This window comes from Dietzia cercidiphylli (assembly GCF_039531545.1).
Taxonomy (GTDB): Bacteria; Actinomycetota; Actinomycetes; order Mycobacteriales; family Mycobacteriaceae; genus Dietzia; species Dietzia natronolimnaea.
In genome coordinates, this window is record NZ_BAAAQG010000007.1 from 22,972 (window position 1) to 39,875 (window position 16,904).

Below are 16,904 nucleotides of genomic sequence, written 5' to 3' on the forward strand. Positions count from 1 at the left end.
TGACGGTCTGGCTCACGGTCTGCGGCCCCGCGGTCGAGGGGCCCCGCTCGTCAGGCGGCTTCCCTGGCGCACGCGACACGACGTCAGGCGCCACCACGTGGATCCACGCGGTGGCGCCTGACGTCTCTCGTGGGTTCCGGCGGTGCCGCCTCCGTGCGGCGATCCGGTGCGCCCGGCTACGCGGCGAGCCGGCTCCCCTGGTGCCGGATCGCGGCCTCGGTGGAGACCAGGACGGTGCCGTCGACGACCCTGGCCGGGAACACGGACAGTCCGTACGACTCGTCGTCGACCCCGCGCCCGTCCTCCAAGGCGTAGGCCTGCTTGCCGATGGGGGAGATGGCCACGGGGACCCCCCCGCGGTCGCCGACGAGACCACGGCTCATCACGGCGGCCCGGGCGATCGGGTCGATGTTGCACAGGGCGTGGACACTGCCGTCGTCCAGGAGGTAGACGGCGATCTGTCGGCCGTCGGGCAGCAGGGCGGCGACGCCCCGCCCCGGGATGAGCCGCTCGAGGGGGCAGACCTCGATCTCGGTGGGGGACAGGAGTGCGGTCATGACGGTGTCCTTTCGGGGGTTCGGGTTGGGTCAGACTCGTGCGGGCATCGCGGGGGAGCCGAGGAGGACCGGGACCTTGCGGCCGTCCTTCTCCTCGAACTCGACGGTGGGGTCCGGGGACTCGGGCGCGTTGACGAAGGACACGAACCGGGCGAGCTTGTCGGGGTCGTCCAGAACCGCGGACCACTCGTCCACGTAGCCCGCGACGTGGGCCTCCATCCGACCCTCCAGCTCGGCGGCCAGGTCGAGGGAGTCGTCGCACACCACCTCGCGCAGGTGGTCGATGCCGCCGTCCAGCGATTCGAGCCAGGGCGCCATCCGCTGGAGCCGCTCGGCCGTCCGGACGTAGAACATCACCGTGCGGTCGATGTAGCGGATCAGCTCCTCGTCGGTCAGGTCACCGACGAGCAGTTGCGCGTGCCTGGGCGTCGCGCCCCCGTTGCCGCCGACGTACAGGTTCCAGCCGGTCTCGGTGGCGATCACGCCGACGTCCTTGCCGCGGGCCTCCGCGCATTCGCGCGCACACCCCGAGACCGCCATCTTGATCTTGTGGGGCGCGCGCAGTCCGCGGTAGCGGTTCTCCATCAGCACCGCCATCCCGACCGAGTCCTGCTGTCCGTAGCGGCACCACGAGGTGCCCACACAGCTCTTGACCGTGCGCAGCGACTTGCCGTAGGCGTGCCCCGACTCCATGCCGGCGTCCACGAGCCGCTTCCAGATCACCGGCAGTTCCTCGACGCGCGCACCGAACATGTCGATGCGCTGACCGCCGGTCACCTTGACGTACAGGTCGTGATCACGCGCGATCTCACCGATCACGATGAGTTGCTCCGCGGACACCTCGCCGCCCGGCATCCGGGGCACCACCGAATAGGTGCCGTTCTTCTGGATGTTGGCGAGGAAGTGGTCGTTGGTGTCCTGCAGTGCGGCCTGTTCCCCGTCGAGGACGTGGTCGGAACTGGTGGAGGCCAGGATGGACGCGACGGTGGGCTTGCAGATGTCGCAGCCGGACCCGTGGCCGAAGCGCTCGATCAGACCGGAGAAGGTCCGGATCCCGGTGACCGTGACGATCTCGAAGAGCTCCGACCGGGACTGCTCGAAGTGCTCACACAGCGCCGTCGACTGCTCGACCCCCTCCGCTTCGAGGACCTGCTTGAGCAGGGGGATACACGAGCCGCACGAGGTGCCGGCCCGGGTGCACGACTTGAGGTCGGCCACGTCGCAGGCGCCGCCGCAGATGGCCTCGCGGACGTCGCCCTTGGTGACGGCGTTGCACGAGCAGATCTGCGCCTCGTCGGGGAGCGCCTCCACCCCGACCCCGGGATCGTTACCGGTGGAGCGGGAGATGAGCGAGATCGGGTCGGGGGACGGCAGCGTGCGGCCGACGAGTGGCTTGAGCAGCGAGTACGGCCCGGAATCGCCGACGAACACCCCACCCAGGAGGGTCTGGGCGTCGTCGCTCATGACCAGCTTGGAGTAGGTCCCCGCGACGGGATCGTTGACCACCACCTCGAGGCAACCGGGCGTGACGCCGTGCGCGTCGCCGAAACTCGCCATGTCCACCCCGAGGAGCTTGAGTTTGGTGGACAGGTCGGCCCCGGTGAACTCCCCCTCGCCGCTGAGGATCGTGGCCGCGGCCACCTCGGCGGAGGTGTACCCGGGACCGACGAGCCCGTAGCAGGTGCCGTCGATGGCAGCGCACTCGCCGATCGCGTAGATGTTCGGGTCCGAGGTCCGGCACGCGAGGTCGGTGAGGATGCCGCCCCGCTCGGCGGTGTCCAGACCGGAGAGCCGCGCGAGTTCGTCCCTCGGGCGGACGCCCGCCGAGAACACCACGAAGGCGGCGTCGACGACCGTGGTGACCCCCTCGTCGTCGGTGAGTCGGACGGTCAGCCCGTCGGGCGTCTCGGCGATCTCCGTGCCGGTCACCGAGAGGTGGATCTCGATCCCCAGTTCACGGATCAGAGACGCCAGGACATGGCCGCCACCGGCGTCCACCTGCAGTGGCATGAGCCGGTCGTTGCGTTCGACCACGTGCGGCGTGAGCCCGAGCAGGCTCACCGCGTTGGCCGCCTCGAGGCCGAGCAACCCACCGCCGATCACGACGCCGTGGGAGCCCGACCCGGCGCGTTCGGCGGCCGCGCGGATCCCGTCGAGATCGTCGAGGGTGCGGTAGACGTGACATCCCGGGAGGTCATGGCCGGGCACCGGTGGGACGAACGCCCGCGAGCCGGTCGCCAGGACCAGCGTGTCGTAGGCGATCCGCTCGCCCGACGAGAGTTCGACCTCCCCGGCCTCGCGGTCGATCGCGGTGACCAGGTGACCCGATCGCACGGTCACCCGCGGATCGGCGCCGTGCCGGGCGTCCTCGAGGTGGAGCGACTCGCGGTCCCACGCCCCGACGTAGGAGGAGAGGCCGACGCGGTCGTACGCCGGGTCCGTCTCCTCGCCGATCACCGTGACGGTGAGATCGGCGGTGGCCCACCGGGACGCGAGGGTGGAGACGAACCGGTGGGCGACCATTCCGTGTCCGACGACGACGATGTGCTCGGTCATGTGGAGACCTCCTTCTAGCCTGTGCCGACCAGGCTAGAAAGCGCGTGTTTCCGCGCAGTGGCGGCGGATCACGGTGCCGTGACGACTTGCTCACAGGTGGAGGAGCGTCGGGTGAGGCCCACGGTGTCGAGCGGTGGGAGGGCTCTCAGTCGAGTGGCACGAGGTTGGCCGGAGACGCCGACACCTCTCCGACCCGGTCGAGGTTCTGGCGCAGGGTCTCCCACTCGCCGGCCGGGATCTCCTTGGTCAGCCTCCGCAGCACGGCGGCGTCCGGGGTGGCCCAGGCGACGGGCATGGGGGAGATGAACTGGTAGAGGTTGTCACCTCCGCGGGCGCTGCGGTTGCCCACCACGGCGACGCAGGGGACCCGCGTGCCCACGCGGACGTCGTGGCCCGGGATCTTCTCACAGCTGCGGACGGCCAGAGCGGGGAGCGAGCCCGCGGACCGGTCGACGGCGCGGTCGACCAGGGCCAGCAGGGTGAGCCCACGCGGTCGCACCTCGGCGACGATCGCCGGGACGAGTTCGGAGGTGGCGTAGGTGTGCGCCATGGATCCCATCTTCCGGGGGATGTACCCGATCATGGCCAGGCACCCGATCGCGAAGACGCCGGCCAGCGCGGCGATGATCCAGCCCCACGGTTCGAGGCCCGAGTAGAGCAGCATCCCGGTCCCGGCGGCGAGGACGACGACCCCGAGGATCCCGGCGGACCACTGCAGACGACGCACCTCGGCCAGGCTCTCGTTGTTCTTCCGGACCCAGGCGTCGTCCACGGGGAAGTCGGCGAGGCGGTACTGCTCGTGAGGGGCGCGGGAGGTGCGATCGGAGGCCATGGACCCAGTATCCCAGGCGCCACGGCGAGGGTGGGACGCCCAGGGCGGGCCGTGTGCTCAGCCGATCCCGGGCAGCTCCGGGCCGAGCAGGTCGTCGGCGTCGGTGATCCGGTAGGCGTAGCCCTGCTCGGCGAGGAACCGCTGGCGGTGGGCGGCGTACTCCGCGTCGAGGGTGTCCCGGGAGACCACGGAGTAGAAGTGCGCCTGTCCGCCGTCCTTCTTGGGGCGCAGGAGTCGCCCGAGCCGCTGGGCCTCCTCCTGCCGGGAGCCGAAGGTCCCGGAGACCTGCACGGCGACGCTCGCCTCCGGTAGGTCGATCGAGAAGTTGGCGACCTTGGACACCACCAGGGTGGAGATCTCCCCGGCGCGGAAGGCGTTGAAGAGCTTCTCCCGCTCCTTGTTGGAGGTGGAACCCTGGATCACCGGGGCGTCCAGCTCGACCCCCAGTTCCTCCAGCTGGTCCAGATAGGCGCCGATCACCAGCGTCGGGGCACCGGAGTGCCTGGCCAGGATCTGCTTCACCACCGCGATCTTGGTGCGGGCGGTCGAGCACAACTTGTACTTGTCCTCGGCCTCGGCGGTGGCGTACATCATCCGCTCGTTCTCGGTCAGCGTCACGCGGACCTCCACGCAGTCGGCCGGGGCGATCCACCCCTGCGCCTCGATGTCCTTCCAGGGGGCGTCGTAGCGCTTGGGGCCGATGAGGGAGAACACGTCACCCTCCCGGCCGTCCTCACGGACCAGCGTGGCGGTGAGCCCGAGACGGCGACGCGACTGCAGGTCCGCGGTCATCCGGAAGACCGGTGCCGGGAGCAGGTGCACCTCGTCGTAGATCATCAGTCCCCAGTCCCGGGAGTCGAAGAGCTCCAGCGCCCGGTGCACGCCCTTGGTCTTGCGGGTGACGACCTGATACGTGGCGATGGTGACCGGGCGGATCTCCTTGCGTTCGCCCGAGTACTCGCCGATCTCGTCCTCCGTGAGCGTGGTCCGGGCGAGCAGTTCGCGCTTCCACTGCCGACCGGCGACGGTGTTGGTCACGAGGATGAGCGTGGTGGCCTTGGCGCGGGCCATCGCCGCCGCGCCGACCATGGTCTTGCCGGCCCCGCAGGGCAGGACGACGACGCCGGAGCCGCCCGCCCAGAAGGAGTCCGCGGCCATCTGTTGGTAGTCGCGGAGCTCCCAGGGCTCGGACTCGGTGGACAGGGAGATCTCATGCGCCTCGCCGTCGACGTACCCGGCCAGGTCCTCGGCCGGCCACCCCACCTTCAGCAACTCCTGCTTGAGCCGACCGCGCTCGGACGCGTGGACGATCACGGTGTCGGCGTCGATCTCCGCCCCGAGCATCGGGGCGATCTTCTTGTGTCGCCTGACCTCGGCGAGCACTGCGGCGTCGAGAGAGATGAGGGTGAGACCGTGGACCGGGCTCTTGACCAGTTGCAGCCGGCCGTAGCGGGCCATGGTGTCCGCGATGTCGACCAGGAGCGGCTGTGGGACGGGGAAGCGCGAGTAGGTGACGAGCACGTCGACGACCTGCTCGGCGTCGTGACCGGCGGCCCGCGCGTTCCACAGGGCGAGCGGCGTGATCCGGTAGGTGTGGACGTGTTCGGGGGCGCGCTCGAGTTCGGCGAACGGGGCCAGGGCCTGCCGGGCGTCGCCTGCCTGGTCGTGGTCGATCTCCAGCAGCACGGTCTTGTCCGACTGGACGATCAGCGGTCCACCACTCACTTCGGTTCTCCTCGGTTCTCGCGGGCCCGCGTGGGTCCGACCCTCCAGTGTCCCGGAAATCGCGACGGAGGGTCGGGCCGGCGGGTGGGGTCAGCGGGTGGGGTCCACATCGGCCACCGAGATCACGCGGTGCAACGGCAGGGTCACGGCCTCGGCGGAATCGGGTTCCACCCCTTCGATCCGGCCCCCCGCGACGGAGACGGGGATGACGAGTCGCGACGTCGAGCGGCCCTGCGCGTCGACCACGGAGACCGTGACCGCGGTGCCCGACCCCGCGGCCTCGTGCAGGCGGGCGATGGCGGCCTGACCCGTGTACCCGTCACCCGAGGAACCGCGCGCCGACCGCACGCGGTCGGCCGAGCGCATCGCCGTGATCGCCGCACGGAGCTCGCCGGTGGTGGCGGTACGCGTCGGGACCCGGGGGGTGCGGCCGGGGGAGGTGGCCCGGACCCGGGCCACCGGGCGGGTGAGTGCGACGACGGCGCCGGAGGTGTCCTCGACGACGGGCGCGTACCCGTGCTCCCGGAGGGCCTCGACGAGATCCAACGGACGGGCCTGGGAGATGAGGACGGTCGGGGCGACGGACCGCAGGGCGCAACTCTCCGCCACCGGGGAGCCCAGGACCTGGGCCACAAGCGACGGGTCGTCACAGCGGAGGAACGACAGCGCGGCCCCCGCCCGGAGTCGGCCGTGCCTCCGTGCGACGTCCTCGATGAGGTAGTCCAGGGACTGCGGGACCGGGGTGATCGAGGTCCGGGCGAGCAGGTCCCTGATCCCGGCGGCGGTACGTCCCGAGTCCAGCGCCCGGCGCAGGGAGGTCTCGGTCACGCGGTAGGTGGTGGCGGCCCCCGCGGACTCGACGTCGGCGAGCAACGCGAAGTCCGCCGCGAGCTCCGGGACGAGCGGCCCGGGGGCGAGGATGGTGAGGTCGGCCTGGACGATCACCTCGGAGACGGGTTCGGGGAGCGCCGCCCTCAGGACCGGCTCGAGCTCGTCGGCCGAGGGGGGACCGGCGGCGGGGGGGACGGAGACCAGGATCCTGGCCGCGCTGGTGGCGGTGGTCCCCACCACGAGGCCCAGCCGACGCGCCTCGCCGACGGTCTGTGTGCAGGTCCGTGACCCGGCCCGCGCGAACCACACCGGCGAGAACCACCGGACGACCTCCGGCAGCAGGTCGTCACCGGGCTCGGCCCCGGGGTCGAGCCGGCACAGGGCGCGCAGGACCCGGTCGCGCTCGCCCGCCGCGGGCGGGCCCACCGGATCGCCGAGGGCGGGGACCGTGCCCCCGCCCTCGATCTCGGAACCGACCCGCCACGGAGCACGGGGCATCGACCACCAGGCCAGGACGAGTTCGGCCCAGCGACGCGCGCGATCCCGTGAGGACCACACGTCCGCGGCCTCCGTGGGCGCCCACACCGAGTCGAAACCGGTCTCGCCGACGTCGGTGTCGCCGACGGCGATCAGGCCGGCGGCCGCGAGGACCTCCAGCAGCAGCGGGACCTCGGGCTCGTCGACGCCGGCGGCCCGGGCGACACGACGGAGTTCCCGCACGCCCACCCCGCCGGCCTTGAGGGTGGCGGCCGGGTGGCGGGACAGCGCCGCGAGGAGGGCGTCGCACCTGTGGAGGAGGTCGAGCGCCGCCACACCCCCGGAGGCGTCGGCCGTCTCCGCGGCGTTCCTCTCGGCGGCGCTCCTGGCGGCGGCTCTCCGCCCGGTCGGGACGCCCGCGGATCCGGGCCCACTCGCCGACGTGCCGGGCGCCGACGTACCGGGCGCCGACGTGCCGGGCGCCGACCACTCGGGCACGTCGAGGAGGGACGAGCCGCTCGGACGGGCTCCGTGCCGGGCCCGGTCCAGGGCGTGGGCGCGGGGCACCACCACCTCGCCCCCGGCGGTCCCGGTGACCGAGGCCAACCCGGCGTCCGCCAGTTCCCCGGCCGCCGCGCGGACGGTCTCGGACGCGGCGGGTCCGAGGGCTCCGACCGGCGTACGGCCGCGGGCGACGGCGCCGAGGACGCCCAGTGCACGGTCGGACAGGCCACTCCAGGCGGTGTCGAGGTGGGCTCCGACGGGTTCCCCGGGTACGGGGGCCTCGACGGGCGCCGCGTCGACGGCGGCCCCGGTGACCGGGACGATCCGGGCGTGGGCCGGGTCGCCCCAGAACAGTGCGAGATCCCGGAGGGTGTCCACGGCCGCGCGGAACGCCGGGTCGTCGTCGTCGACACCGAGGCGGCCCGACACCGCACCGATCGGCACCGGGCCGGAATCGGCCCCGAGCGCGGCGGCGGTGGCCAGCACGAGGAGGTCGGGCCACGTCAGGGTGCCCATCGCGCGCGCTGTCGACGCCGGCAACCGCAGGCGGGAGGCGAGCACGCCGAGCGAGGCCGGTGGAGGGGAGGCCACGTCCGCGCGCAGCTCGCACAGTCGCACCAGGGTGTCGTCGGACAGGCCGGCCAGCCAGGCGGGGAAGTCGGGTTCACCGCTGGTGGGGTGTCGGGGCGTGGTGCGCGAGGTCGACATATCCGTACCAGCCTAGTGAGATCCGGCCGGCGGTGAGTATCGGCGGCGGGGGTATCCGACCCGGTTGCTGACGGATCGGGCTCGAGGTGAGAGACTGACCACGTGGCTGCCAAGAAACTGACCTACGACAACCCGGGATGGCCCGACGACTCGTTCGGCGAGCACCCGGTGACCGAACTAGCTGCGCTCGTGGCGGGGGGGCTGTCGCCCTTCGGGCAGGAGATCTTCCCCCTGCCGCAGGAGCGCCTGAACTACGTCCACCCGGAGACCGTGGTCAACACGTCCGTGCCGACGCGCTGACCTCCCCGCACGCCGTGGGCACACGGTGTAGCTCGCACGGTGTAGCTCGCACGGTGTAGCTCGCACGGTGTAGACGCGAGAACGGGCCGCCACCCCCTTCAGGGAGTGGCGGCCCGTTCTCGCGTTCGGGTCGACCGGGGTCAGTTGGCCAGGTAGGTGGCGAAGAACCCGTCCACGGCGGTCTGGTTCTCGGCGTAGGCGGCGTCGACGAGATCCTTGTTGGCCTGGTATCCGTCCGTGATCGGCAGCGCGAGACCGCGACCCTCGGCGAACGCGGTGAGCGTCGCGACGTGCTCGGCGGCCGAGACGGCCTCCGGAGCGGCCGGCGCGACCGGGGCGGCCGGCGCGGGGGCGGGCTGGGCCACGTCGCGGGGCGTCGGGGCGGAGTTCAGGCCGAGCTTGGCGGAGCAGGCGGGCCATGCTCCCCAGCCCTGACCGGCGAGGGTCTTCTCGGCGATGGCGATCTGCTGCTCGCGGGTCGCCTGGTTGGCGGTCGGCGCGTACTGGGTGCCGCCGTAGGCCGCCCAGGTGCTCGGCGAGAACTGCAGCCCGCCGTGGTAGCCGTTGCCCGTGTTGATCCCCCAGTTGCCGCCGGCCTCACACTGGGCCAGACGGTCCCAGTCGGAGTCCGGGGCCGCGTTGGCGGCCGGGGCGAGGGCGAGCCCCGCGGCGGAGAACGCGGTGCCCGCGAGGACGACCTTCACCGCCGTCCTGGGCGCGGAGGCGGTGGCGGCAGCGCGGTGGCGTCCGGTGTTCGAGGTCATATACGCGTCAGTCCTTTTCACTCTGTGCCTACGGGGTGAGCTGTCGGGTTCGGACGGGTGCGCCCGGCCGCCTGCGGCGGCTTGACCCCAAGGCGACCTGTGGTCGCCGGCCCGAGGTGGGCCCTGATCGGGTCCCCCGTCCCCGCCCGGTAACGGTCAATGTCGCATCGGCCGCAGGGCGGGGTTCGGTGGTGCGTCCGATGCCAACTCGCTGACGAGTCTGCCCCGAACAGTAGCGGCTTGATGCCGGATCGTCACCATTCTGAGATAAAACCAGGTCACACAGGAGGGCGGGAGGTGACGTTATCGGCTTGTTACCTGGAACTTCGCCAGAGGGTGGGTTCCGTCACACCCTGGGCGGCCGGGAGCCGAGAATCGCGTACAGCAGCCCCAGGAGGAACCCGACCGGGGTGAACACCATCGCGCCGAGGTACAGGAAGGTCGGCGCGTCCCGATCCAGGACGAACGGGGTCAGTGCGGCGAGGACGGTGAACACCACACCGACGGCGAAGACGACCAGCGCCGCGATGAACAGGCCGCGGCGTCTGGGCCGGACCGGGGCGGGCTCGGCCGCGTGGGGTGCCCAGGGGTCGGGGTCGTCGGCTGGGGGTCGGGCGTCGGAGGTCACACGGGGGAGGCTACCGGCCCGGCGGGGGCGCCGGGCCACCGCCTCGGCGAGGGTAGTCTCGAGTCATTCGTGGTGGATGTCGGTCGCACGTGTGCGCGATCGTGTGGAGAGGTGGTTCGCGGTGCCCAGTGGCAGGGTCAAGTGGTACGACGCGGAGAAGGGTTTCGGTTTCCTGTCCCACGAGGGCGGGGAGGACGTCTACGTCCGGTCGGACGCGCTCCCCGACGGGGTGGACACGCTACGGCCCCGCCAGCGCGTGGAGTTCGACATGGTCTCCGGTCGGCGTGGCCCTCAGGCTCTGCGGGTGGTCGTCCACGAGGAGCCCACCGTCGTGCAGGACCGTGCCCCCCGCGGCGGCCCACGGCACTCGCCCGATGAGCTGCACGGGATGGTCGAGGACATGATCAAGGTCCTCGAGACGACCGTCCAACCCGAGTTGCGGCGCGGCCACCGTCCCGACCACAAGGTGTCGGGTCGCGTGGCGTCGGTGCTCCGCGCCGTCGCCCGCGAACTGGACGCGTGACCCGCCGGCTCAGTCCGCGTAGGTGATCCCGACGGACCACTCGCCGCTGAGGATCGTCTCGGAGCCGTCCGCCGCGTAGACCAGGGCGACCGCGCGGAGCGCCAGTCCTTCGATCCGTCCCTCGTCAGGGAGGGTGACCGGGATGAGTAGTTCGCCGGGGCCGTCGGGTTCGAGGGTGTATTCGCGGAACCCGTCCGCGCGGATCTCGTAGACGTCGAGCGTGGCGCGGCGCAGTTCCACCGGCAGCCGCACCGTGAGGGTGTGTTCACCGGTGACCGTGAACTCACCCACCGGGTTGGTGTAGCTCGTGCCGTCGAGGTCCGTCGCGGCGAACGGCAGTACCTCCACGTGGTCGCGGTCGGTGGCGACGGTGATCGCCGGCACCGCCCCGTGACGTGAGGCGGAGCCCTGCCACGCTCCGACGATCGCGGCGACCATGATGATCACCCACGCCAGGATCGCCCAGGTGACTGGGCGGACGCGGGTGCCGGACGCGGGGGCATCGCTGTAAGAGCTCACTCCTCCATTCTGCCGAGCAGGCGCGCGCCGAATGCACGGGGGTCACGTGGCGCTCCGGGGAACCTGGGTCGGTTGCCGCCGAGCCCCGGTACCAGGGTGGACCCGCGCGCGGTCAGGAGCGACTGGCCGAACAGCAGGGCGCCCACGACCGAGATCACGCTGAAGCCCACAGTGAAGTCCGGCGGGAGGAGGACCCCCAGCGCACCGCCCGCGACCCACGCCAGTTGTAGCGCCGTCTCGGACCGGCCGAACGCGGAGGACCGTGCGGAGTCGGGGATGTCCGTCTGGATCGACGCGTCGAGCGCCACCTTGCCGAGCGCGCTGCACACCGCCGCCACCAGTGCGAGGGGGGCCGCCGCCCAGATGTTGCCGAGGAACGCCGCGACCACCGCCGCCGACAGCGCTGCGCCCGCCGCCGTCGTGGTGATCCTGCCCGGTCGGCCCAGGGGGAGACGGGCGCCCACGGCATTCCCCACGAAGGTGCCGAGTCCTCCCGCCGCACCGGCGATCGCGAGCATCCCGGCCTGTTCCGCCGCGGTGGCGTTCTCCTGGGCCTTGGCCACGAACGCGAGGAACAGGGTGAGGAAGCCGGTCATGAACCGGACCATCGACACGGCCCAGAGGTTGGCCAGGACCTGACGGCCCAGCGGCCGGGTGAGAACGGCCTTGAGCCCGCTGACGAGCGGGCGGCCCCGGTCCACGCGCAGGGTCGCCGACTCCTCGTCGAGCGAGGCCTCGGCGTGTGCGGGGATGGTCATCGCGATGTACGCCGTCACCAGCGCCACCGCGGCGAGCAGCCACAGGGCCGCGTCGGAGCCCCACACCCACGACACGGCTCCGGCGAGGGCCCCTGCGATCAACGACCCGCCCACGTGGCCGAGCACCGTCAGCCGGGAGTTCGTCCGGACCAGGTCGAGCGCCGGCGGCAGGACGTGCGGGGTGATCGACGCCTTGACCACGCCGAAGGTCTTGGACAGCACGAGCATCCCCAGCGCGAGGGGATACAGCAGCCAGGAGTCGAAGTTGAGCGCGAGGATCACCGCGAGCACCGCCCGCAGGGTGAAGGTCAACGACACCGTGAGGCGCCGCCCGCTCCGCAGCCGGTCGAGGGCCGGTCCGATCACCGGGGCGATCAGCGCGAACGGGGCGACCGTGACGAGGAGGTACAGGGCCACGTTGCTCCGCGACTCGGCGGTGGCGGCGGAGAAGAACAACGTGTTGGCCAGGGCGACGGCGAGGATCGCGTCGCACGCGAAGTTGGCGACGGTGACGTAACTCAGCTGCGACAGGCCCGATCTGTCGGCCCCGTCGGCGTGGAAGACCCGCCGGACGCCCCGGCCGACGGTGGCCGCGGCTCGACGGGTCGGCCCGGGGGAGCGGTCAGCCAATGAGGCGCACCTCGTACATCGTCGGCCACAACTTCCCTGTGAGCAGCACGTTCTCCGAACCGGGGAGCGCGGCGATCCCGTTGAGAACCGCCTCCCGGCTGGCCGGCCGGGGTCGCTCGAGCGCCGAGGCGTCGTAGATGGCGGTGACCGCGCCGGTGGCGGGGTCGATGCGGATGACCTCGTCCGTCATCCAGACGTTGGCGAGGACGGTGCCGTCCGCGCACTCGAGTTCGTTGATCCGGACCACGGGTGTGCCCCCCGAGGTCACCGAGACCGTGCCGGTGGGCTCGAAGGTGACGGGGTCGCGGAAGGTCAGCTGGTCGGAGCCGTTGCTCATGATCAGCCGTTCGCCGTCGTGACACAGGCCCCAGCCCTCGCCCACGTACGGCACCTCGGAGCGCACCTCGAGGGTCCGGGGGTCCCGGTTGTGGGCGATCCCGTTGGTCCAGGTCAGGGTCCAGAGGGTGTCCGGGGTGACGGCCAGGCCCTCGCCGAACTCGTCGTCCGCCATCCGCACGGAGACGGTGGGCGGGCCGCCGGCGAGCGGGCGGCGCTGCACCTGCGAGCGGGTGAACTCACCCGTCGACTCGTAGATCTCGTCGCCCACCACCTGCAGACCCTGGGTGAACAACTCAGGATCGTGCGGCAGGGTCCGGACGACCTCGACCGAACCCCGTACGGGCCGGGGCTCGGCCGGGCCCACCGGCACCTGTCCGCCGGCCGCGTCGCCGGACCCGGAACCGGAGCCGGAGGGCATGCTCGACGACGCGAGGGAGGCGCCGGGGGACGTGGCGCTCCCGGCGTCGTCGGAACCGGTCGCGGTACACGCCGCGACGGCGCCGACGAGTGAGAGGGAGACCGCGAGAGGGCCGAGGGTGCCGAGGACGCTGCGCATGCGTCAAGGATGCCGTACTACGGGCCGGACCGCGACGCTGTCGCGATGACGCGCATAATGGGTCGGGTGAACACCGAGGTAGGCACGGATCAGGAGGCGGACCCCGTGAGCACCGATCAGGCCTCGGGCTTCAACGAGGCCCTGCGCGAGAGACTGGCCTCGGGCGTGGACGTGGCGCGTGCCGCCGTGGAGGAGTTCGCGGCCGACGGCGTGGGAGAGCACCGCGGGTCCGTGGTCGAGGCGCCGTTCACCACGACGCACCGGTTCGCCTCGGACCTCCCCGGATACCGCGGGTGGTACTGGGCCTGCGTCCTGGCGCTGGTCCCCGGTGGCGAGCTGACGGTCGACGAGATCTCGCTCCTCCCCGGTCCCGACTCGGTGGTGGCCCCGGAGTGGGTGCCGTGGGAGAAGAGGATCCGCCCGGGCGATCTGGGTGCGGGTGATTTGCTGCCCCCTGCGGACGACGACGAGCGTCTGGTCCCGGGACAGCTCCTCACAGGGGACGACGGACTCGACGAGGTCGCCGGCCCCGTCGGGCTCGGCAGGCCACGGCACCTGAGCCGGGAGGGCCGGTCGGCCGCCGCCGCCCGATGGGCCGCCGAGCGCGGCCCGGACACCGAGATCGCACGCGGTGCCAAGCACCACTGCGGGTCCTGCGGCTTCCTGGTGCCCGTCTCCGGCTCCCTCGGCACGATGTTCGGGGTGTGCGCGAACGAGTACTCCGCCGACGGGCAGGTGGTGCACCTCCAGTACGGCTGCGGCGCCCACAGCGAGGTACAGGTGGCCACGGAGTCCGCGACCCCGGTGGCCGAGGCGTACGACGACGCCGCCGTGGACGTGGTGGTGCTCCCCCAGCAACTGGCGGCCACCGCCGCCCGGGCGCGGGGGGCGGCTGAGCAGGGCGACGAGGTGGGGCAGGGCGACGAGGTGGGGCAGGCCGGTCCGGCGGGCGGTCCCGACCAGCCCTGATCCCGCCGGCCCCCGCCGCCGGTCAGGACTGATCCCGCAGGCATCTCAGGTGCCGACAGCTCAGATGCGGTCGAAGTCGAGACCGCCCTGTGCGCCCGCACTGCCGCGCAGGACGGCACGCCGCTGGAGCGCGTAGACGAGTGTGCCGACCGCACCCACGCCCACACCCACGGCGCAGAGGATCACCGCTCGCATGTCGACCTCGTCCATGAGCATCATGGCCAGGAGGGCGATCGTCCACGCGAGGGTCCCGATGAGGACGACGGGCCGCGGGTCCAGCAGGTAGGCCGGGATCCGGGGCACCTGCGGCTCTGCCGGGCTGTCCGTCATGACCGCGACGCTACCGCAGGCGGGGGGCCGGTTACTCTATGACGGTTCCTCACCCACCGCCAGGAAGGTCTCCAGATGTCGCAGAGCGCCGGGGCCCCGTCGCGGTCCCCCGTACGGATCGGGGCCGTCGACCGGTACTTCAAGATCAGTGAGCGCGGTTCGACGGTGGCCCGCGAGGTGCGCGGCGGGTTGGTCAGCTTATTCGCGATGGCCTACATCATCGTGCTCAACCCGCTGATCCTCGGTTCGGGTGTCGACGTCGAGGGCAACCAGCTGTCGATCATCGAGATCGCCGCCGTCACCGCCTTCACCGCGGGGGTGATGACGGTGGCGTTCGGCGCGATCGCCCGCTACCCGTTCGCCTTCGCGACCGGCCTGGGGATCAACTCCCTCGTCGCGGTCACCATCGCCAGGCAGGTCACGTGGGCCGAGGCCATGGGGCTGATCGTCATCGAGGGCATCATCATCGTCATCCTGGCGGTGAGCGGGTTCCGCAAGGCCGTCTTCGACGCCATCCCCTCGGACCTCAAGGCCGCGATCGCCGTGGGCATCGGGTTGTTCATCGCCATGGTCGGCTTCGTCGACTCCGGTTTCGTGCGTCGACTCCCCGACGCCGCGGGCACCACGGTCCCGGTGGGACTGGGGATCGAGGGGTCGATCGCCTCGTGGCCCACCGCCGTGTTCGCCTTCGGGCTCCTGCTGTGCGGTGTGCTCGTGGCCCGGCAGGTGCGCGGCGGCATCTTCATCGGCATCGTGGTCACCACCGTCGTGGCCATCATCGTCGAGGCCGTCGCGAACGCCGGACCGTCCTTCGTCGACGGTGAGCCCTCGCCCACCGGGTGGAACCTCGCGGTCCCGGGGATCCCCGAGACCCTGGGTGGGCTGCCCAACCTGTCCCTCATCGGGCAGGTGGATCTCTTCGGCGCGTTCGTCCGGATCGGTCCGCTGGCGGCCGGTCTGTTCGTCTTCACCCTGCTGCTCGCCAACTTCTTCGACGCCATGGGCACCTTCACGGGGCTGGGCAAGGAGGCCGGGCTCATGGACGAAAAGGGCAATCTGCCCAACATGAAGACCGCGCTCGTGGTCGAGGGCGTCGGTGCCGTGGCGGGTGGCTTCACCTCGTCGTCGTCCAACACGGTCTTCCTCGAGTCGGCCACCGGCATCGCCGAGGGCGCCCGCACCGGCCTGGCGAACATCGTCACCGGTGCCCTCTTCCTCGTCGCGATGTTCTTCACCCCGCTGTACGAGGTCGTCCCGGTGGAGGCGGCGGCCCCCGCGCTCGTGGTGGTCGGCGCACTCATGATGTCGCAGATCGTCAACATCGACTTCACGCGCTTCGCGATCGCGCTCCCGGCCTTCCTCACGATCGTCACCATGCCGTTCACCTACTCGATCGCCAACGGCATCGGCATCGGGTTCGTGGCCTGGGTCGTGATGGCCACCGCCACCGGCAAGGCCCGGTCCGTGCACCCGCTGCTGTGGGTGGTCGCGGCGGCGTTCCTCGTGTTCTTCGCGATCGGGCCCATCACCGACCTGCTGGCCTGAGCGGCGCGGGCAGTGCTCGTCGTCGACGTCTCCGATCCCGCCGATCCCAGGTTGGACGATCTGCGCGACCTCAACCACTCCGACCGTCGCCCCGACCTGCCGGGCGGCAGGGGCCTGGTGATCGCGGAGGGTACCTACGTGGTGGGTCGGATGCTGCTGTCCCGGTTCCGCCCGCACGTCCTGCTGGGGACCGACGCGCGCCTGCGGCAACTGCGGCGTGAGGCGACCGCCGAGGGCTGGGACGCCGATGAGCGCGCCGACGGCGCCGTGTACCTGCGCACCACCAAGGACGTGCTCAGCGAGGTGATCGGGTTCCGGTCCAGCCGCGACATCCTGGCCGCCGCCGACCGGCCGACGCCGCTCGAGGTCGACGCCGTCGTGGGCGGTGCCCGGACCCTCGTGGTGCTCGAGGGCGTCAACGACCCCGAGAACCTCGGGGCGATCTTCCGCAACTGCGCGGCGCTCGGCGTCGACGGGGTGCTCTTCGGCGCCGCCACCGGGGACCCCCTCTACCGGCGGGTGGTGCGCGTGTCCATGGGGCATGTCCTGCGGCTGCCGTTCGCGCACCTGCCGGGGACCCCGACCACCTGGCACCACTCCCTCGGGCAGTTGACCGCGCGCGGCTTCCGCACCGTGGCGCTGACCCCGTCGGCGGAGGTGCCGCTGTCCCGGGCCGTCGACGCGGACAAGGTGGCCTTCGTCCTGGGCGCGGAGGGTCCCGGTCTCACCGAGCACGCGATGCGGGCGTGTGACGTCCGGGCGGCGATCCCCATGACGGCCGGCACGGACTCGCTCAACGTGGCCACGGCCGCAGCGGTGGCGTTCTACGAGCGGTCGCGCGGCTGACCGTGGC

General features: G+C 71.9%; 16 protein-coding genes and 1 riboswitch. Of the genes, 5 read left to right on the top strand and 11 right to left on the bottom strand.

Annotated elements, in window-relative coordinates:
* Positions 1–176 precede the first annotated feature (176 nt).
* The 5 genes from nirD to ABD250_RS06410 form a co-directional block, all read right to left on the bottom strand.
* On the bottom strand, positions 177–557 hold the full coding sequence (nirD, locus tag ABD250_RS06390; protein ID WP_182609571.1) for a nitrite reductase small subunit NirD: 381 nt from the start codon (positions 555–557) through the stop codon (positions 177–179).
* A gap of 30 nt (positions 558–587) precedes the next feature.
* A complete protein-coding gene (gene nirB / locus ABD250_RS06395; protein WP_182616220.1) occupies positions 588–3,113 on the bottom strand; it encodes a nitrite reductase large subunit NirB in 2,526 nt (841 codons plus the stop codon).
* A gap of 145 nt (positions 3,114–3,258) precedes the next feature.
* Positions 3,259–3,945 (bottom strand): DUF3239 domain-containing protein, encoded by a 687-nt coding sequence (locus ABD250_RS06400; protein ID WP_179524653.1) that lies wholly within the window; start codon positions 3,943–3,945, stop codon positions 3,259–3,261.
* A gap of 57 nt (positions 3,946–4,002) precedes the next feature.
* The gene (locus tag ABD250_RS06405) at positions 4,003–5,670 is read right to left on the bottom strand and encodes a DNA repair helicase XPB (protein ID WP_179524654.1); all 1,668 of its coding nucleotides are present in this window, start codon (positions 5,668–5,670) and stop codon (positions 4,003–4,005) included.
* Positions 5,671–5,760: 90 nt separating this feature from the next.
* Positions 5,761–8,190: a helicase-associated domain-containing protein gene (locus ABD250_RS06410; protein WP_344391355.1), complete on the bottom strand. Its 2,430-nt coding sequence runs from the start codon at positions 8,188–8,190 to the stop codon at positions 5,761–5,763.
* Between the two features lie 102 nt (positions 8,191–8,292).
* Between ABD250_RS06410 and ABD250_RS06415 the strand changes: the two genes are divergently transcribed.
* The gene (locus ABD250_RS06415) at positions 8,293–8,490 is read left to right on the top strand and encodes a hypothetical protein (RefSeq protein ID WP_179524656.1); all 198 of its coding nucleotides are present in this window, start codon (positions 8,293–8,295) and stop codon (positions 8,488–8,490) included.
* A 140-nt stretch (positions 8,491–8,630) separates the two neighbouring features.
* Here ABD250_RS06415 and ABD250_RS06420 read toward each other — a convergent pair whose 3' ends face one another.
* The gene (locus ABD250_RS06420) at positions 8,631–9,254 is read right to left on the bottom strand and encodes a transglycosylase family protein (protein ID WP_179524657.1); all 624 of its coding nucleotides are present in this window, start codon (positions 9,252–9,254) and stop codon (positions 8,631–8,633) included.
* 11 nt (positions 9,255–9,265) lie between these two features.
* Positions 9,266–9,422, bottom strand: a riboswitch (cyclic di-AMP (ydaO/yuaA leader).
* Positions 9,423–9,600: 178 nt separating this feature from the next.
* On the bottom strand, positions 9,601–9,882 hold the full coding sequence (locus ABD250_RS06425; protein ID WP_182616131.1) for a hypothetical protein: 282 nt from the start codon (positions 9,880–9,882) through the stop codon (positions 9,601–9,603).
* A gap of 121 nt (positions 9,883–10,003) precedes the next feature.
* On the opposite strand from ABD250_RS06425, the gene ABD250_RS06430 reads away from it, so the two are divergent.
* Positions 10,004–10,405 carry a cold-shock protein gene (locus ABD250_RS06430; RefSeq protein ID WP_179524659.1) on the top strand — a complete coding sequence of 134 codons (402 nt, stop codon included), beginning with the start codon at positions 10,004–10,006 and terminating at the stop codon, positions 10,403–10,405.
* Between the two features lie 9 nt (positions 10,406–10,414).
* Here ABD250_RS06430 and ABD250_RS06435 read toward each other — a convergent pair whose 3' ends face one another.
* The 3 genes from ABD250_RS06435 to ABD250_RS06445 are packed head-to-tail and all read right to left on the bottom strand — an operon-like array spanning position 10,415 to position 13,207.
* Positions 10,415–10,924: a DUF2771 family protein gene (locus ABD250_RS06435; protein ID WP_182616132.1), complete on the bottom strand. Its 510-nt coding sequence runs from the start codon at positions 10,922–10,924 to the stop codon at positions 10,415–10,417.
* The gene (locus ABD250_RS06440) at positions 10,921–12,312 is read right to left on the bottom strand and encodes an MFS transporter (protein ID WP_182609791.1); all 1,392 of its coding nucleotides are present in this window, start codon (positions 12,310–12,312) and stop codon (positions 10,921–10,923) included. Before ABD250_RS06440 ends, ABD250_RS06435 begins: the two co-directional genes overlap by 4 nt.
* Positions 12,305–13,207 carry a glutaminyl-peptide cyclotransferase gene (locus ABD250_RS06445; RefSeq protein WP_182658878.1) on the bottom strand — a complete coding sequence of 301 codons (903 nt, stop codon included), beginning with the start codon at positions 13,205–13,207 and terminating at the stop codon, positions 12,305–12,307. Before ABD250_RS06445 ends, ABD250_RS06440 begins: the two co-directional genes overlap by 8 nt.
* A gap of 57 nt (positions 13,208–13,264) precedes the next feature.
* Here ABD250_RS06445 and ABD250_RS06450 point away from each other — a divergent pair, with 57 nt between their 5' ends.
* Positions 13,265–14,176 carry a DUF3027 domain-containing protein gene (locus ABD250_RS06450; protein WP_344391904.1) on the top strand — a complete coding sequence of 304 codons (912 nt, stop codon included), beginning with the start codon at positions 13,265–13,267 and terminating at the stop codon, positions 14,174–14,176.
* 60 nt (positions 14,177–14,236) lie between these two features.
* Here ABD250_RS06450 and ABD250_RS06455 read toward each other — a convergent pair whose 3' ends face one another.
* Positions 14,237–14,506, bottom strand: coding sequence for a DUF2530 domain-containing protein (locus ABD250_RS06455; protein WP_179524663.1), 270 nt, complete (start codon positions 14,504–14,506; stop codon positions 14,237–14,239).
* A gap of 75 nt (positions 14,507–14,581) precedes the next feature.
* Here ABD250_RS06455 and ABD250_RS06460 point away from each other — a divergent pair, with 75 nt between their 5' ends.
* Together ABD250_RS06460 and ABD250_RS06465 are read left to right on the top strand one after the other, a co-directional pair.
* Complete coding sequence (locus ABD250_RS06460; protein ID WP_182658388.1) at positions 14,582–16,051, top strand: NCS2 family permease; 1,470 nt, start codon at positions 14,582–14,584, stop codon at positions 16,049–16,051.
* A gap of 12 nt (positions 16,052–16,063) precedes the next feature.
* The gene (locus tag ABD250_RS06465) at positions 16,064–16,897 is read left to right on the top strand and encodes an RNA methyltransferase (RefSeq protein WP_182658387.1); all 834 of its coding nucleotides are present in this window, start codon (positions 16,064–16,066) and stop codon (positions 16,895–16,897) included.
* The last annotated feature ends 7 nt before the right edge of the window (positions 16,898–16,904 follow it).

What these genes read in the sequence shown, in the direction of transcription:
- ABD250_RS06445 (WP_182658878.1), bottom strand. Translation starts at nt 13,207, where the DNA reads ATGCGCAGCGTCCTCGGCACCCTCGGCCCTCTCGCGGTCTCCCTCTCA.
- ABD250_RS06420 (WP_179524657.1), bottom strand. Translation starts at nt 9,254, where the DNA reads ATGACCTCGAACACCGGACGCCACCGCGCTGCCGCCACCGCCTCCGCG.
- nirB (WP_182616220.1), bottom strand. Translation starts at nt 3,113, where the DNA reads ATGACCGAGCACATCGTCGTCGTCGGACACGGAATGGTCGCCCACCGG.
- ABD250_RS06455 (WP_179524663.1), bottom strand. Translation starts at nt 14,506, where the DNA reads ATGACGGACAGCCCGGCAGAGCCGCAGGTGCCCCGGATCCCGGCCTAC.
- nirD (WP_182609571.1), bottom strand. Translation starts at nt 557, where the DNA reads ATGACCGCACTCCTGTCCCCCACCGAGATCGAGGTCTGCCCCCTCGAG.
- ABD250_RS06410 (WP_344391355.1), bottom strand. Translation starts at nt 8,190, where the DNA reads ATGTCGACCTCGCGCACCACGCCCCGACACCCCACCAGCGGTGAACCC.
- ABD250_RS06400 (WP_179524653.1), bottom strand. Translation starts at nt 3,945, where the DNA reads ATGGCCTCCGATCGCACCTCCCGCGCCCCTCACGAGCAGTACCGCCTC.
- ABD250_RS06450 (WP_344391904.1), top strand. Translation starts at nt 13,265, where the DNA reads ATGGGTCGGGTGAACACCGAGGTAGGCACGGATCAGGAGGCGGACCCC.
- ABD250_RS06460 (WP_182658388.1), top strand. Translation starts at nt 14,582, where the DNA reads ATGTCGCAGAGCGCCGGGGCCCCGTCGCGGTCCCCCGTACGGATCGGG.